The 16,425-nt window shown below is 67.8% G+C and carries 14 protein-coding genes; 8 read left to right on the top strand and 6 right to left on the bottom strand.

Going from position 1 to position 16,425, the window contains the following annotated elements:
- Window positions 1-53 precede the first annotated feature (53 nt).
- The 5 genes from F9288_RS15745 to F9288_RS15725 all read left to right on the top strand — a co-directional run bounded on the left by F9288_RS15745 (window position 54) and on the right by F9288_RS15725 (window position 7,442).
- Complete coding sequence (locus F9288_RS15745) at window positions 54-539, top strand: asparaginase domain-containing protein (protein WP_174837658.1); 486 nt, start codon at window positions 54-56, stop codon at window positions 537-539.
- Window positions 536-2,011 carry a glycosyltransferase family 39 protein gene (locus F9288_RS15740; protein ID WP_254620908.1) on the top strand — a complete coding sequence of 492 codons (1,476 nt, stop codon included), beginning with the start codon at window positions 536-538 and terminating at the stop codon, window positions 2,009-2,011. The genes F9288_RS15745 and F9288_RS15740 overlap by 4 nt, the downstream gene beginning before the upstream one ends.
- Before the next feature lie 85 nt (window positions 2,012-2,096).
- Window positions 2,097-5,417 carry a glycosyltransferase gene (locus F9288_RS15735; RefSeq protein ID WP_174837657.1) on the top strand — a complete coding sequence of 1,107 codons (3,321 nt, stop codon included), beginning with the start codon at window positions 2,097-2,099 and terminating at the stop codon, window positions 5,415-5,417.
- 54 nt (window positions 5,418-5,471) lie between these two features.
- Window positions 5,472-6,902: an AMP nucleosidase gene (locus F9288_RS15730; RefSeq protein WP_174837656.1), complete on the top strand. Its 1,431-nt coding sequence runs from the start codon at window positions 5,472-5,474 to the stop codon at window positions 6,900-6,902.
- Window positions 6,903-6,956: 54 nt separating this feature from the next.
- The gene (locus tag F9288_RS15725; RefSeq protein ID WP_174837655.1) at window positions 6,957-7,442 is read left to right on the top strand and encodes a hypothetical protein; all 486 of its coding nucleotides are present in this window, start codon (window positions 6,957-6,959) and stop codon (window positions 7,440-7,442) included.
- Window positions 7,443-7,449: 7 nt separating this feature from the next.
- On the opposite strand, the gene F9288_RS15720 is transcribed toward F9288_RS15725, so the two are convergent.
- Both F9288_RS15720 and F9288_RS15715 read right to left on the bottom strand, forming a co-directional pair.
- Complete coding sequence (locus tag F9288_RS15720; protein WP_174837654.1) at window positions 7,450-8,205, bottom strand: alpha/beta fold hydrolase; 756 nt, start codon at window positions 8,203-8,205, stop codon at window positions 7,450-7,452.
- Window positions 8,192-8,635: a GFA family protein gene (locus tag F9288_RS15715; RefSeq protein WP_174837653.1), complete on the bottom strand. Its 444-nt coding sequence runs from the start codon at window positions 8,633-8,635 to the stop codon at window positions 8,192-8,194. Before F9288_RS15715 ends, F9288_RS15720 begins: the two co-directional genes overlap by 14 nt.
- A gap of 103 nt (window positions 8,636-8,738) precedes the next feature.
- Here F9288_RS15715 and F9288_RS15710 point away from each other — a divergent pair, with 103 nt between their 5' ends.
- From F9288_RS15710 to F9288_RS15700, 3 genes are read left to right on the top strand one after another with little or no spacing between them, the layout of a single operon-like run.
- Entirely contained in the window at window positions 8,739-9,188 is a 450-nt protein-coding gene (locus F9288_RS15710) for a MarR family winged helix-turn-helix transcriptional regulator (protein ID WP_174837652.1), read from the top strand.
- Entirely contained in the window at window positions 9,181-10,260 is a 1,080-nt protein-coding gene (locus F9288_RS15705) for an HlyD family secretion protein (RefSeq protein WP_174837651.1), read from the top strand. The genes F9288_RS15710 and F9288_RS15705 overlap by 8 nt, the downstream gene beginning before the upstream one ends.
- On the top strand, window positions 10,260-11,834 hold the full coding sequence (locus F9288_RS15700) for a DHA2 family efflux MFS transporter permease subunit (protein WP_174837650.1): 1,575 nt from the start codon (window positions 10,260-10,262) through the stop codon (window positions 11,832-11,834). Before F9288_RS15705 ends, F9288_RS15700 begins: the two co-directional genes overlap by 1 nt.
- Before the next feature lie 9 nt (window positions 11,835-11,843).
- Here F9288_RS15700 and F9288_RS15695 read toward each other — a convergent pair whose 3' ends face one another.
- Genes F9288_RS15695 through F9288_RS15680 form a run of 4 tightly spaced genes read right to left on the bottom strand, consistent with a single transcriptional unit; the run spans window position 11,844 to window position 16,319 of the window.
- On the bottom strand, window positions 11,844-12,281 hold the full coding sequence (locus F9288_RS15695; RefSeq protein WP_174837649.1) for a GFA family protein: 438 nt from the start codon (window positions 12,279-12,281) through the stop codon (window positions 11,844-11,846).
- Window positions 12,278-13,306 carry an aspartate-semialdehyde dehydrogenase gene (locus F9288_RS15690; protein WP_174837648.1) on the bottom strand — a complete coding sequence of 343 codons (1,029 nt, stop codon included), beginning with the start codon at window positions 13,304-13,306 and terminating at the stop codon, window positions 12,278-12,280. The genes F9288_RS15695 and F9288_RS15690 overlap by 4 nt, the downstream gene beginning before the upstream one ends.
- A gap of 60 nt (window positions 13,307-13,366) precedes the next feature.
- Window positions 13,367-14,083: an MgtC/SapB family protein gene (locus F9288_RS15685; RefSeq protein WP_174837647.1), complete on the bottom strand. Its 717-nt coding sequence runs from the start codon at window positions 14,081-14,083 to the stop codon at window positions 13,367-13,369.
- A 10-nt stretch (window positions 14,084-14,093) separates the two neighbouring features.
- Complete coding sequence (locus F9288_RS15680) at window positions 14,094-16,319, bottom strand: S9 family peptidase (RefSeq protein ID WP_174837646.1); 2,226 nt, start codon at window positions 16,317-16,319, stop codon at window positions 14,094-14,096.
- Window positions 16,320-16,425: the final 106 nt, after the last annotated feature.

The raw sequence follows: 16,425 nt of genomic DNA, 5'->3' as shown, positions 1-16,425 counted from the left end.
CGCGCTTTCCCGGCGCGGGCGTTAGGGAGCGTCCGACAGCAAGAGGTTGCGTTATGCCGGACATATTGGTGCTCACCACCGGGGGCACGATCGACAAGCTCTATTTCGACGCGCTCAGCGAATATCAGATCGGCGACAGCGTGGTGGACCGGCTCCTCACCACCGCGCGGGTGAGCAAGCCGTTCCGCGTTCAGGGGCTGATGCGCAAGGACAGCCTGGAGCTTGACGACGCCGATCGCGCGGCGATCGCCCGCGCCGCCGCCGAGGCGCCCGAGCGGCGGATCGTCATCACCCACGGCACCGACACGATGACCGAGACCGCGAAGGCGCTGGCGGGCATCGCGGACAAGACGATCGTGCTGGTCGGCGCGCTCGCCCCGGCACGTTTCGCGGACAGCGACGCGACGTTCAACCTCGGCATGGCCTTCGCCACCGCGCAGATCGCGCCGGCGGGCGTGTGGATCGCGATGAACGGCACGATCTTCCCGGCGGACAAGGTGCGCAAGGACCGCGCCGCCAACGCCTTCGTCCCGGTGTGAGCGGCATTGTCGACGGGCGGTTGCGCCCGATCAGGGCCAACGGGCGGTTGCGCCCGATCAGGATCGTGCTGTTCCTGCTCGTCTGGGCCAGTTGCAGCTGGTTCGGATCATGGGAGATGAACACCAACAACGCCGTGCGCCTCTACGCCACGCTGGCGATCGTCGAACGCGGCGAGGCGACGATCGACCAATATGATTCGGCCACCACCGACAAGGCGCGCTTCGGCGACCACATCTATCTCGACAAGGCGCCGGGGATGACGCTGATGGCGATCCCCGCCGTCGCCGCGCTCCACGCCCTGTCGCCGGCGCGCAGCAACAATTTCCAGCTCATCACCGGCAGCGGCGCGTTCGCGCGCTTCATCCGGGTGCGGACACGGCTGGCGGTGGCGACCGGCCCCGCGCTGCTCACCGCGATCGCCGCGCTGCTGCTGTTCGACATGGGGCTGGGCCTCACCGGCAGCGCCTCGGCGGGGCTGGCGGCGGCGGTCGCCTACGGGCTGGGGACGCCGGCCTGGGCGTGGTCGACCTCGCTGCTCGGCCATGCGCCGCTCGCCGCGCTCTACGTCATCGCCTTGTGGGCGGCGTTGCGTGCCACGAGCGGGGAGGAGACGCGGCGCTGGCCCGCGTTCCTACTCGGGCTGGTGCTCGGCTGGGCGGTGGTGGTGGAATATCCCGCCGTCGTCGCGGGCAGCGCGATCGCCTTGTGGACCGCGTGGCGCGCGTGGCGGCGAGCGGATCGCGTGACGGTCCTCGGCCTTGCCATCGCCGGCGGGTTGATCGGCCTCGCGCCGCTGTTCGCCTACAACCTGTTCGCCTTCGGCAACCCGTTTCAGCTCGGCTATGAAGGCGTGGTCGGCTTCGACGGCATGAACCGGGGGCTGTTCGGCGTCGGCTTGCCCGATCCGCTGGTGCTGTGGCGCATCACCTTCGGCCAGCAGCGCGGGCTGTTCTGGTTCGCGCCGGTGCTGCTGCTCGGCCTGTGGGGCGTGGCGCTGCTGATCCGCGACCGGCGGACCCGCGACATCGGCCTCGTCGTGCTGGCGGTGGCGACGATCACCCTGCTGATCAACGCCGGCTATTTCTATTGGGACGGCGGCTATTCGACCGGCCCGCGCCATTCGGTGCCGATCGTCGGCGTGCTGTCGCTCGGCGTCGCGGCGGCATGGGCGAAGCGCGGGCGCGGCGCGGGGCGCTATCTGCCGGCGGAGGTGATCGTGCTGTCGGTCGCGATCAACGCCTGCATGGCGGCGACCGATATATACGGCAGCCCGAGCGCGGCGTTCCAGCTTCGCGAAGTGGTGATGGGGCCGTTCGTCGACGGCCATATCCGCAGCTTCGCGAGCGACTGGCTCGGCTGGTCCCCCGGTACCGGGTTCATTCTGTGGCAGGCGGTCGCCGTCCCCGTGCTATGCTGGCTGGCGGTGACGGCCGGCCGCGCGGACGCGCCGACGGATGTGACAAAAGCGTAATAAGGCGAACACTGCGTCCCCGCCGCACCATGCTATAGGGACGCGTCCTGCCCGCGGCGAAGCGGCATGATCCGGGAAAAGCGAATTGAATACTCCGATCTTCTACGATCCCAGTGGCCGACGAGGAACGCGCGCGCGGCGATCGGTCGCGGTGCTGATCGCGCTGATCGTGCTGGTGGCGATCGCCTTCGCCTCGACGCTGGTCGCGGTGCCGTCGGGGCCTGACCTGCCGCTGCCCTTCGCGCATCGCCAGGCGGAGCGATTCAACCCGCACGCCGCGCCAACCACCAGGTCCGCCTCGCGCTGGCTGCCGCATCTCGTGCGCACGCCGAAGGCGACCAAGGGCACCGCCGGCAAGCCGGTGACGATCGGTTTCTACGTCTCCGGCAACGACGGCAGCATCGCCTCGCTCCAACGACACATCAATTCGCTCGACTGGGTGGTGCCGGCGGTGCTGACCACCGACGCCTCCGGCAATGTCATCCAGTCGCGCGCGCCGCGCCTTGCGCAGGTGATGGCCGCTGCCGCGCGCCCGCCGAAGCTGCTGCCGATGGTGCAGAACATCATCAACGCGCAATGGGACGGCAAGGGCGCCGCCACGATGCTGCGCGACCGCGCCCACCGCAAGGCGGCGATCCAGCGGCTCGTCGCCTTCGTCGCGGACCAGCACGCCGCCGGGCTGGTGATGGACTATGAGAACCTCCCGCCGGAGGTGCTGCCCGCCTATGTCTCGTTCCTCGCGCAGCTCAACAAGGCGCTTCCCGAAAGCGCGACGCTGGCCGTGACAGTGCCGGCGGGCGAGCCGGAGTGGCGGCTCGCCAGCTTCGCCCGCGTCGTCGATAACGTCATCCTGATGGCCTATGACGAGCATTGGCAGAGCGGCAAGGCCGGGCCGATCGCCTCGCAGCCGTGGTTCGTGCAGGTTGTCGAGGACGCGCTGCGGCAGGTCGGGCACGACAAGCTGATCGTCGCGCTCGGCAGCTACGGCTATGACTGGCACGACGATTCCGCCGACGCGATGTCGGTCGGCGAGGCGTGGCTCGCCGCGCGCAACGCCGACACGCCGGTCACCTTCGATCCCGCCAGCGGCAACGCCGGCTACGCCTATAACGAGGACGGCACGCAGCATCAGATATGGATGCTGGACGCGGCGACGAGCTGGAACCAGTTCGTCGCGCTGCGCCGGCTCGGCATCGCCAATATCGCGATGTGGCGGATCGGCACCGAGGACCCTGGCTTCTGGAACGCGCTCGCCGCCTTCCGCACGAAGCTGCCGAACAAGGTGCCGGTGCTCGACAAGCTGAAGGCGGACCTCGAGGTGGATGTGGAGGGATCGGGCGAGATATTGCGCATCACCGCCTCCCCCACCGACGGCCAGCGCCGCGTGGCTTACGACAAGGACGCGATGATCCGGCGCGAGGATTATGTGTCGCTGCCGACGCCCTATGTCGTCCAGCGCGCCGGCGCGGTGCCGAAGAAGATCGCGCTGACCTTCGACGACGGCCCCGACGCCACCTGGACGCCGAAGATCCTCGATATCCTCGAGCGCGAGCATGTGCCCGGCACCTTCTTCGTCATCGGCGAGAATGCCTTGCAGCATCCGCAATTGCTGCGCCGCATCGTCGCGGACGGATCGGAGATCGGCAACCACACCTATACCCACCCCAATCTCGCGCTCTCGGGCGAGCGGACGGTGGACCTTGAGCTGAACACCACGCAGCGGCTGGTGCAGGCCTATACCGGCCGTTCGATGACATTGTTCCGCGCGCCCTATTTCGGGGACGCCGAGCCGACCACCGCCGACGAGATCGGCCCGGCGCTGATCGCGCAGCAACATGGCTATACGGTGGTCGGGCTGCACGTCGACCCGAACGACTGGCAGCGGCCAGGGACCCAGACCATCATCCGCGAGGTGCTCGGTCAGGTCGATGCCGTCACCCCGGACCGGTCGGCCAATGTGGTGCTGCTCCACGATGGCGGCGGCAATCGCGAGCAGACGGTCGAGGCGCTGCCGCAGATCATCGCCGGGCTGCGCGCGCGCGGCTACAGCTTCGTCACCGCCTCGCAGCTCGTCGGCCTGCCGCAATCGGTGGCGATGCCGGAGGTGAGGGGGCGCGACCTGCTCGCGGTGCGGACCGACGTCGGCATCTTCATCGCGCTCGCGCTGCTGTCGATCGCGCTGTCGTGGCTGTTCTATGTCGCGATCGTGCTGGGCGTGGCGCGCGCGGTGCTGATGGCCGGGCTGGCCTGGATACAGACGCGCCGGCGCCGCGCCGTGCCGCCCGATTTCCATCCGAGCGTGTCGGTCATCATTCCCGCCTATAACGAGGAACGGGTGATTGTCGCTTCCGTGCGCCGCGTGCTCGCGAGCGACTATCCGGGGATCGAGGTGATCGTCGCCGACGACGGATCGAAGGACCGCACCAGCGCCTTGGTGGCGGAGGCGTTCGCCGACGATCCGCGCGTCACTCTGATGACGCTCACCAACGGCGGCAAGGCGGCGGCGCTCAACCGCGCGCTGGCGCAGGCGAACAGCGAGGTGGTGATCGCGCTCGACGCCGACACGCAGTTCGAGCCGGAGACGATCGCGCGCCTGACGCGCTGGTTCGCCGATCCCGCGATCGGCGCGGTGGCGGGCGACGCGCGGGTGGGCAATCGCGTGAACCTCGTCACGCGCTGGCAGGCGATCGAATATATCACCGCGCAGAACCTCGAACGCCGCGCGCTCGCCGGGTTCGACGCGATGACGGTGGTGCCGGGCGCGGTGGGCGCGTGGCGGCGCGCGGCGCTGGAATCGGTCGGCGGTTATCCGGAGAACACGCTGGCGGAGGATCAGGACCTGACCATCGCGATCCAGCGCGCGGGCTGGCGCGTATCCTATGATCCGCGCGCGGTGGCGTGGACCGAGGCGCCGGAGACGTTCCGCGCGCTCGCCAAGCAGCGCTATCGCTGGGCGTTCGGCACGCTGCAATGCCTGTGGAAGCATCGCGGCGTCATCGCCAGCGGCAAGCCCAAGGGGCTGGCGCATATCGGGTTGCCGCAGGCGTGGTTGTTCCAGATCGCCTTCGCCGCGATCTCGCCGCTGATCGATCTCGCGCTAGTGCTGTCGATCGGCGGCACGATCATGCGCGTCCAGCAGCACGGCTGGGCGCAGACCAGCGGCGATGTGGGCAAGATGGGCCTCTACTGGCTGTGCTTCACCGTGATCGACGTGATCTGCGGCTGGGTCGCTTATCGGCTGGACGGGCGGAAGGTGCGCTATCCGGCGTTCCTGCTGGTCGCGCAGCGGCTGGTCTATCGCCAGATCATGTATTGGGTGGTGCTGCGCGCGATCAGCTCCGCGATCGGCGGTTGGGTGGTCGGCTGGGGCAAGCTGGAGCGTTCGGGCCGGGTGCAGGCTGCATAGCGGGCGAGCCCCACCCGTCTTGCCAGCGTAACGTCCACGCCTTATCCGCTGGAGATGATCGCTTCAGAAATCGTCGCCGAGCTGGATCGGCTCTATACCGCCTCCGTCAGCCGGTTGCAGCAGGCGCTGACCCGCTACCTCACCGACGGCACGCCGCCGCCGCCCGAATCGCGCCGCGACGGATCGTTCGCCTATCCCGAAATCCACCTGCGTTATCGCGGGCAGGAGGATCGCCCGACGCCGCCGCGATCGTTCGGGCGGCTGGTGACGCCGGGCGAATATCGCATCAGCGTGACCAAGCCGGCGCTGTTCGCCGATTACCTCACCGAGCAGCTCACGCTGCTGCTGGAGGATTACGACGTCGAGGTGCAGGCGGTCGCGGGGCGGACGGAGATACCCTTCCCCTATGTCCTCGATCCCGGCCATGCGCTCGGCCTCGACGAAGTGTCCGCCGCCGAGCTGGCGCGCTTCTTCCCGGCGACCGAGCTGTCCCATATCGGCGACGAGATCGCGGACGGGCTATGGACGCCGGTCGACGAGACTCGCCCGCTGGCGCTGTTCGACGGGCTGCGCACCGATTTCAGCCTCGCCCGGCTGCGCCACTATACCGGCACCCCGCCGGAGCATGTGCAGCGTTACGTGCTGTTCACCAACTACCACCGCTATATCGACGAGTTCGTCCGCTGGGCGGCGACGCAGGTCAACGGCGATTCGCGCTTCACCGCGCTCTCCGGTCCCGGTGGGGTGATGTTCCGGCCCGGCGACGATCCGGCGATGCTCGACGACAGCGCGTGGCGGCGGCTCCAGATGCCGGCCTATCACCTGCTCGCGCCGGATCGTAGCGGCATCACGCTCGTCAACATCGGCGTCGGGCCGTCGAACGCCAAGACGATCACCGACCATCTCGCGGTGCTGCGCCCCGATGCGTGGCTGATGATCGGCCATTGCGGCGGCCTGCGCCCGTCGCAGCGGATCGGCGACTATGTGCTCGCCCACGCCTATCTGCGCGACGATCATGTGCTGGACGACGTGCTGCCGCCGGAAATCCCGGTGCCCGCCATCGCCGAGGTGCAGCTCGCGCTCGCCCGCGCGGCGGAGACGGTCTCCGGCCAGTCGGGCGAGGAGCTGAAGCGCCGGCTGCGCACCGGCACGATCGTCACCACCGACGACCGTAACTGGGAATTGCGCTACAGCCGCTCCGCCCTGCGCTTCTCGCTCAGCCGCGCGGTGGGGATCGACATGGAATCCGCCACCACCGCCGCGCAGGGCTATCGCTTCCGCGTCCCCTACGGCACGTTGCTTTGCGTGTCGGACAAGCCGCTCCACGGCGAGCTGAAGCTGCCGGGTCAGGCCAACCGCTTCTACGAGCGCGCGATCAGTGAGCATATGCGAATCGGGATCGAGACGTGCGAGGAGTTGCGCCGCGAGGGCGCCCGGCTGCACAGTCGCAAATTGCGGGCGTTCAACGAGCCACCCTTCCGCTGACGCAACGACCGGGGCGGCCGTGCGTTGATCCGCCGCTATCAGGGAGAATTCCGCATGGCCGACACGCCCGAGACACCCAAGGCCCCCGTGCCCCGCGCGGCCACCCGCCGCCACGCGCCGCGCAAGACCAGCGCCGCCAAACCGGCGGCGAAGGCCGCGCCCAAGGCCAAAAGATCCGCCGCCAATGGCGCAAAGCCCGCCGCGAAGCCGCGCGCCTCGGCCCGCCCCGCCAAGGGCGAGGCCAAAACGGCCACCACCGGCAAGGTCGCCACCGGCAAGGTCGCCACCGTGAAGGCGCGGGTGACGAAGGCTGCGGGAAAAGCCAGCGAGAAGGTCGGCGGCAAATGGGGATCGGCCGCGATCGCCGGCGGGCTGGCGGTAGTCGGCGCGGCCGCCACCGCGGCATTGCTCTCGCTGCGCGGCTCGACACCCCGCAAGGACGAGGCGGAAGGCGGGGCACACAGCCCCGACGGCGAGGATGCCTCGGCATCGTTCCGTGCCGGCATCGCCGACGAGAATTCGATTCCCGACAAGGTGTGACCCCGCTTCAGCCGGCGAGGAAGTCCGCGATCGCCTGGCCAAGCTCCGGCTTGGTCACGGCGCTCATGTGATTGCCGGGAATCTCGACATAGCGTGCGTCGGGCAGCACGTCGGCCAGCGCCGCCGCCAAGCCGTTGTCGTCGTCATACACGCCGTTCACGCAGAGCGTCGGCCATGTGAAGCCCTCAACGACCTCGATCGGCGTGCTGACGAACGTGTCGATCACGTTGAGCAACGCGACCGGATCGCCGCCCGTCGTCTTGAGGAAGGCTTCCGCCATCCATTCGGCGCTGCCGCGCGGATGCTTGCCGAGGTTGGTGAGGATGTTGCGGAAATGGTCCGCCCGGCGTCCGGCCGAGATCAGCCCGTCCAGCCCCATGCCGGCGAAGATCACGCGGCGAGGGGTCGCGCCCGTCGCCAGCATCCGGCTGGTGGTCCGCGCGCCGAGCGAATAGCCGCCGAGATCATATTCCTTCAGCCCGAGATGCGCGATCAGCGCATGGCCGTCCTTCGTCAGCGCGTCGGGCGGATAAGCGGCCGTCTCGTGGGGCTTCGCGCTTTCGCCGTGCGCGCGCAGGTCCGGCATGATGACGCGGAAGCCCCGCGCGGCGATCGCGGCGGCGTGACCATAGCGTATCCAGTTGGTCCGCGCGTCGGAGAAATAGCCGTGGATCAGGACGACCGGGCGCCCCTCCCCCATTTCCCGCCACGCGAGGCGCGTGCCGTCGAAACTCTCGAAATAATGCGTTTCACTCGGGGACATCTTGACCTGCTTCCCGCCAACGATCGACCAGCGCCTGATATTCGTCGCAGCGGTGGCCGGGCAAGCCGCGCGTGTCGAACCATGCGTCATGGCGATGCTCGATCCCGAAATGCGAGATCGGGCGGAAGCGCGAGGGATCGTCAAAACTGCCGACGGTAAGGTCGATCTTGTCCGAGCCGGAGACGTATTCGAACGTCAGCGGCGTGCCGCACGCCGAACAGAAGCCGCGCCGCGCGATCGGCGACGAGGCATAGAGATCAGGCTCCCGCTCCCAGCGCACGTCCGCGCGCTTCGCGTTCCGGAACGCGGCCGCCACACCCCCGGTCGCGCGTTGACACATGCGGCAATGGCAGAGATAGGCGTCGTCGCTGTCGATCTCGGCCGTATAGCGGATGCGGCCGCACTGGCAGCCGCCGGTCATCTCGGTCATCGCTTTCCTCCGTGTCGACAGTTTCGCGCGGCGACGGAACGATTGCAAATTTCGCACGACGCGGCACTTCCATTATATAAGCACGCTTATTATATGCGCGCCCATGACAGAGACATTCGGGTTCCTGCTCAGCGATACGTCACGGCTGCTGCGCCGCCGCTTCGACGAGCGCGCACGCACGCACGGCGCGACTCGCGCGCAGTGGAAGGCGTTGCTCGGCATCAGCCAGCAGGAGGGAATCAATCAGGGCAGCCTTGCCGACATCCTGGAGGTCGAGCCGATCACGCTTTGCCGCCTGATCGACCGGATGGAGGAATCCGGGCTGGTCGAGCGCCGTCGCGATCCGAACGACCGCCGCGCATGGCAATTGTTCCTCACCGACAAGGCTCACCCGGTCATCGATCTGCTCCGCGAGACCGGCATCGAACTCACCGCGCAGGCGCTGCGCGGCATCCCCGAAGAATCCATCACCCACCTCTCCGAAGTGCTGAACCGCATCCGCGAGAATCTCGCCGACGCGCCGCAGCAGCAGAAGGACGCCGTTCATGGCTGACGCCGATCCGAGGCGCGAATTCGCCGCCGACAAGGAAATCTCCGTGCTGACGCAGGAGGATGGGCCCGCCCCGAAGCAGCGCGGCGTACTGCGGCTGGTGCTGATGCTCGGTGTGCCGCTGCTGATCGCGCTGGTCGGCGGCTATTTCTACATCACCTCCGGCCGCTACATCTCGACCGACAACGCCTATGTCCGGCAGGACATGATCTCGGTCAGCCCCGACGTGTCGGGTCGCATCGTCGAGGTAGACGTGCGCGAGAACCAGCAGGTGAAGGCCGGCGACGTGCTGTTCCGCATCGATCCGGAACCGTATCGCATCGCGCTGGCGCAGGCCGACGCCGATCTCGCCACCGCGCGGGTGCAGGTCTCCACGATGGCGACCGACACCGGCAGCGCCGCCGCCGATATCCAGAATGCCAGGGCTGAGCTGACGCTGGCGCAGGCCACCTATTCCCGGCAGGCCGCGCTGATGAAGCAGGGCTTCACCACCCGCGCCGCCTTCGACGCGGCCACGCAGGGCGTTGCCGCCGCGAACGCGAAGCTCGCCACCGCCGAGGCCGCCGCCGCGCGCGCGCGCCAGCAGCTTGGCTCGGGCGGCGGCACCGGCCAGCCGGCCGCGATCCAGGTCGCGCTCGCCAAGCGCGAGAAGGCCGCCTACGACCTCGAACGAAGCGTGGTGCGCGCGCCGAAGGACGGTATCGTCAGCCAGACCGGCCGACTCCAGGTGGGCAATATCACGCCCTCCGGCGTTCCCGCGCTCAGCCTCGTCGTCAGCCAGCAGGCGTGGGTCGAGGCGAACTTCAAGGAAACCGACCTCAACCACATGAAGGTCGGCCAGCCCGCCGAGCTGTCGTTCGACGCCTATCCGGGGCTGAAGGTGAAGGGCCGCGTCCAGTCGATCGGCGCCGGCACCGGCAGCGAATTCTCCGTGCTGCCGGCGCAGAACGCCACCGGCAACTGGGTGAAGGTGACGCAGCGCGTGCCGGTCCGCATCGCGATCGACGGCACGCCGCCGCGCGCGATGATCGCCGGCCTGTCGACCGACGTGACGATCGACACGAAGGCGCGCTGATGGCTTCCGCCGCCGCTCCGGCCGGCGCGTCGCCCGCCGAGGGACCGCGCGCCAGCCAGCCACTGCTGCCGGTCCGGCATCGCGGCGTGCTGACGATCGGCATCATGGGCGCGATGATCATGCAGATCCTCGACACCACGATCGCCAATGTCGCGCTGCCGCATATGGAGACCAGCCTCGGCGCGACCGCCGACACGGTGACGTGGGTGCTGACCAGCTATATCGTCGCCACCGCGATCGCGCTGCCGGCGACCGGCTGGCTTTCCGACCGGCTGGGCAGCCGCAACCTGTTCCTGATCGCGGTCGGCGGCTTCATCCTCGCCTCGATGGCCTGCGGCACCGCCGTCAGCCTGGAGGAGATGGTGCTGTTCCGCATCTTCCAGGGCGTATTCGCCGCCTTCATCAACCCGCTGTCGCAAACCTCGATGCTGGACATCAACCCGCCCGAACATGCGGCGAAGGCGATGAGCATCTGGGGCATGGGCGTGATGGTCGGGCCGATCATGGGCCCGGTGATCGGCGGCTGGCTGACCGAGAGCTACAACTGGCGCTGGGTGTTCTACGTCAATGTGCCGGTGGGGGCGCTGACCTTCGCGATCCTGTGGTTCCTGCTCCCTTCCCGGCCGCGTGCGCATCGCTCGTTCGACTGGCTGGGCTTCATGTTCATCGGCATCGCCGTCGCGGCCTTCCAGCTTATGCTCGATCGCGGGCAGAACAAGGACTGGTTCTCGAGCTGGGAGATCGTGCTGGAGGCGATGATCGCCGCCGCCTTCGCCTGGATGGCGATCGTCCACCTCTCCACGGCGAAGAAACCGCTGTTCGACCGGCACCTGTTCGGCAACCGCAATCTCGTGACCGGCATGTTCTTCATGGTCGTCATCGGCGTTAGCACGATGGCGCCGATGGCGCTGCTGCCGCCGATGCTCCAGCAGCTCTTCAACTATCCGGTGATCGATACCGGCCTGATGATGGCGCCGCGCGGCGTCGGCGTCCTGTTCACCATGTGGTTCGCCGGCCGCCTCATGACCAGCGGCGCGGATACGCGCTGGGTCATCATGCTGGGGCTGGTCCTGTTCGCGGTCTCGCTGCGCTGGATGGCGGGCTACACCCTTGAGATGGATTTCTGGCCGGTGATCACCGCCGGCTTCGTTCAGGGGCTGGGCATGGGGCTGGTGTTCATGCCGATGAACGCGCTGGCCTTCGCGACGCTCGACAACCGCTATCGCACGGACGGGGCGAGCATGCTCAACCTGATGCGCTCGATCGGGCAGTCGGCGGGCATCTCGATGGTGACGGTGCTCCTCGCGCGCAACATCCAGGTCAGCCACGCCGATCTCGTCCAGCACGTCACGCAGGACAAGGTGCCGGCGATCAACCTGAGCCAGATCGACCAGTTCGGCAGCATCGGGGACAGCATCTTCTCGTTCGCCGACGCGATGATCAATCAGCAGGCGGCGATGGTCGCCTATATCGACGATTTCTACCTGATGAGCTGGATCAGCCTCGCCGCCATCCCGATGGTGCTGTTGCTGAAGCGGCCGAAGGGGAAGATGGAGATCATCCACGCCGAATGAGGCGGTGCCTCATCCCTGCGTGAGCGCGGCGGCGAACTCGGCTAGCGGCGCCATCTCCGGCCATTGCGGCACGCCTTCGGGAATGGTCACCCAACGCTGGCGATAGTCGGTGAAGATATGCGCGCGGCACTCCAGTTCCTCGGAGCGGTCGAGCGTGCCCGCGCGTACCACCGCGATGCCGGGCCGACGCGTGTTGGTGTTGTAGACCCGCGCATGGCAGGTTCCGCAGAAACGCTGGATCGACGTCCTGTCCCCGGTCGTGATCTCATGAACCACGATCGGCCCGGTGACGGTCAGGCTCGCTTCCGGCACCAGCGCCTGCACGCTGAACGCGCTGCCCGACGCGCGCTGGCACATATGGCAGTGACAGGCATAGACCGGCGGCGGCGCGTCGAGCGCCAGCTCGTAGCGGCACGCGCCGCAGCGGCAGCCGCCGGTGATCGTCATGCGGCCTTCTTCAGATGCCGGCGGCCGAGCAGCTCGGCAATCTGCACCGCGTTCAGCGCCGCGCCCTTGCGGAGATTGTCGCTGACGCACCACAGCGAAAGGCCGTTCTCGATCGTCGAATCCTCGCGCACCCGGCTGACGAAGGTGGCATAGTCGCCGACGCATTCGACCGGGGTGACGTATCCGCCGTCCTCGCGCTTGTCGACCAGCATGACGCCCGGCGCCTCGCGCAGGATCTTCTGCGCCTCGTCGGCGGAGATTTCCTTCTCGAACTCGATGTTGAGCGCCTCGGAATGGCCTACGAACACCGGCACGCGCACGCAGGTTGCCGTCACCTTCACCTTCGGGTCGAGGATCTTCTTCGTCTCCGCGACCATCTTCCATTCCTCCTTGGTGGAGCCGTCCTCCAGGAAGCTGTCGATGTGCGGGATCACGTTGAAGGCGATCTGCTTGGTGAACTTCCTCGGCTCGGCAGGATCGCCGACGAAGATGTTGCGGCTCTGCTCGAACAGTTCGTCCATGCCCGCCTTGCCCGCGCCGGACACCGACTGATAAGTCGCGACGACCACCCGCTTGATCGTGGCGGCGTCGTGCAGCGGCTTCAGCGCGACGACCATCTGCGCGGTCGAGCAATTCGGATTGGCGATGATATTCTTGCGGGTATAGCCGTCGATCGCCTGGGGGTTGACCTCCGGCACGATCAGCGGAACATCCGGGTCCATGCGGTAGAGCGACGAATTATCGATCACCGTGCAGCCGGCGGCGGCGAATTTTGGGGCATAGATCTTGGTCGCCTCGCTACCGATCGCGAACAGCGCGATATCCCAGCCGGCGGGATCGAAATGCTCGATGTTCTTGACGGTCAGCTTCCTGCCCGTCTCGCCATATTCGACCTGATCGCCAGTCGACCGTGCGCTGGCGACGACCGCGATCTCGTCCGCCGGGAATTCGCGCTCGGCGAGGATGTTCAGCATCTCGCGCCCGACATTGCCCGTCGCACCGGCGACCACCACCCGATAACCCATGACTCACTCCTTGCTGCAACGCGGCATTACAGTCATTGCGCGGGCCGCATCAACCTTATTCTAATCGTGCGTTCGCGCCTGCCACGTCGCATGGGCGATACCATGCACTGTCGCGAGATGATCGACGATATCGTCCAGTTCCCTGGAGGGAACATTGGTGCTGACCAGCGTCGCGACAATATCCACCCTGCCCTCGCCGCGCTCCTCCACGTCCAGCTCCGCGACGGGCAGGGATTGCGCCTCCAGATGCTCGACCAGCATGTCGCCGAGCGGCCCGGCCTGGGTGGCCGATCCGGTGATCGTCACCGAATAGGTCGCCTCCAGGCTGCGCCCCTCCAGCGGGATGCGGTTGATCGCATCGACGATCGGCCGCAGCAGCGTGTTCGCGACGATCACCAACGCGGCGAGCAATCCCGCCTCGGCCAGCATGTCGCTGCCCGCGATCGCGCCGACCGCCGCGGAGCACCACAGGGTCGCCGCGGTGTTGAGGCCGCGGACGTTCATCCCCTCCTTCATGATGACGCCGGCGCCGAGGAAGCCGATGCCCGAAACGACATAGGCGATCACCCGGATCGACTCGACGTCCCCGCCCAGCCGCTGCCCGAGATCGGTGAATGCCGCCGCGCCGATCGCCACCAGCGCGTTGGTGCGCAACCCGGCGGTGCGCTGGCGATACTGCCGCTCCGCACCGATCAGCGTGCCGAGAACGAACGCGGCGACGTAGCTGACCAGCATGTCGAGGAACGGCCACAGGTGAAAGGTCGTCAGGAAACGCATCGCCGGCCCCTTATCGCGCGGGCTTGTTCTTCACCGTCCGGTCGAGGAAATCGAGCATCGTCGTCCATGGATGGATTTCGCGCACCGCGCCGTGCGTCTTGCCGGGATAGAGCATCATCTCGAACTTCATGTCCGCCGCCTGGAGCCGCGCGGCGAAGGCGGTGGTGTTGTCGAGGAACACGTTGTCGTCCGCCATGCCGTGCATGATGAGCAGGGGATCGCGGATGCCCGTCGCGTCCGGCAATGCGCTGGAGGCGGCATAACCGGCGGCGTCCTTCGCCGGGTCGCCCATGTAGCGCTCGGTGTAATGCGTGTCGTACAGCGACCAGTCCGTGACCGGCGCGCCGGCGACGGCGGCGGCATAGACGCCGGGATTCTTCTCCAGCATCTTCAGCGACATATAGCCGCCATAGGACCAGCCGTAGGTAGCGATCCTGTCCCCGTCCACGAACGGCAGCGACTTCAGGTAGCGGGCGCCGGCAAGCTGATCCTCCACCTCCACCGTGCCCATCGCGTGCCAGATCGCATCCTCGAACTTCTTGCCGCGATTGGGCGATCCGCGATTATCGAGCTGGAACACGATCCAGCCCTGCCGCGCGAGATATTGCATCAGCGGCGGGTTCCACGCCCGTGTCACCGTCTGGCTGCCCGGTCCGCCGTAATGCTGGAAGAACACGGGGTATTTCTTCCCCGGCTCCAGCGGCGGGGCGATCATCTTCCAGTAGAGCGTCGTGCCGTCCGCCGCCTTGAGCGTGCCGAACCCGGTCGGGCGCTGGGCCGCCAGATAGGGCGCATAGGGGTGATCGCCCGCCACCGCATTCTGATTGATCCACGACAGCCGTTTGCCGTTCGCATCGGCGAGATAGGTCTGCGGCGGCTGGTCAGAATTGGAGCGGGTGATGATGAACCGCGAGCCGCGCGCATCGGCGCTGGCGCCGTTCCACCACCCCGCCTCGGTCAAGCGGGTGATCCGGTGGCCGTCCGGCTCCAGCGCGTAGAGATGCTGCTCCAGCACCCCGTCGCGATTGCCGGTGAAGAAGATCCGGCCGGAGGCGTCGTCCACCCCGACCAGCGCGCTCACCACCCAGTCGCCCTTGGTGAGCTGGGTCCATTTGCCCGCTTTCCAGCGATAGAGGTGCGCGAAGCCGTCGCGCTCCGACCGCCAGAGCAGGCTGCCGTCCGGCATCACGCGATAGGCGTCCGACAGGTTGATCCAGCTTTTCTCGCCGGCCTTTTCGGTGAACATCACCGTCGCGTTGCCGGTCGCCGGATCGATGCGCAGCATATCGAGCGCGCGCTGATCCCGGCTCTCGCGCTGGACGAGCAGCGCCGATCCGTCCGGCAGCCAGTTGACGCGGGCGAGATAGAAATCGGGATCGGCGCCGAGATCGACCTTCACCTGCCCGGAGCCGTCGGCGCGCATCACCCACAGCTCGACCAGCGCATTGGGCGTGCCGGCGGCAGGATAGCGCTGCTGATAGATATTGGTGCCCGACGCGCCGATCGCCGCGCGTGTGAACACCTTCACCGGCGCCTCGTCGAACCGCTCGACCGCGAGAAGCCTGTCGTCCGGCGACCACCAATAGCCGGTGCGGCGATCCATCTCCTCCTGCGCGACGAACTCCGCCTCGCCGAAATGGACGGTGCCCCCGCCCCCGCTGGTCAGCGCGCGCGCCGCGCCGCCCGCGAGCGGCTGGACCCACAGGTTCTGGTCGCGCACGAAGCTCAGGAAGCCGCCGCGCGGCGAGATCGCCGGGTTGAGCACGCCCTTGGTCCCCTCGATCCGGCGCGTCCCGCCGGCAAGGTCGGCGAGGAACAATTCGCCGTCGACCGGCACCAGCAGCGAGCGGCTGTCGGGCGACCAGTCGTAATCGAGCACGCCGGTCTTGCCGGTCTTGGAGCGGTCGCGTTCGCGCTGCATCTTCTCGGCCTCGGACAGCGCCGCGCCGCTGCCGACCTGGCGCGAATCGACCAGCATCCGCTCGGCGCCGGTACGCGTGTCGATCGCCCAGAGGTCGTAGCGGGTACGCTCGTCGGCGCGGTTGCGCACCAACGTCAGCAGCGATCCGTCGGGCGAGAGGCGCAGCGCCTGCGGCTGTGGGCCGGACAGGTCCGGGCTGGCGAAGACGCGTTCAAGCGTCAGCGCCTGCGGCGCGGCGACCGTCTCAGCCACGGCGGGCACCGCGAAGTTCGCGGCGGAACAGGCAAGGGCAATCGCGAGCGGCCATGCGCGCATATCTTTCTCCGTGAATTGCCACGGGAAAGCCCGACCGCCGCGAAAAAACAAGCCGGGAAAAGAGAAAGGGCGCGGACGGCATCGCGTCCGCGCCCTTTCGGCAAGT

The sequence above is a fragment of the Sphingomonas sp. CL5.1 genome (genome assembly GCF_013344685.1).
Taxonomy (GTDB): domain Bacteria; phylum Pseudomonadota; class Alphaproteobacteria; order Sphingomonadales; family Sphingomonadaceae; genus Sphingomonas.
Note: the sequence above shows the minus strand (reverse complement) of the source record. Positions and strands in the feature narration are given on the sequence as shown.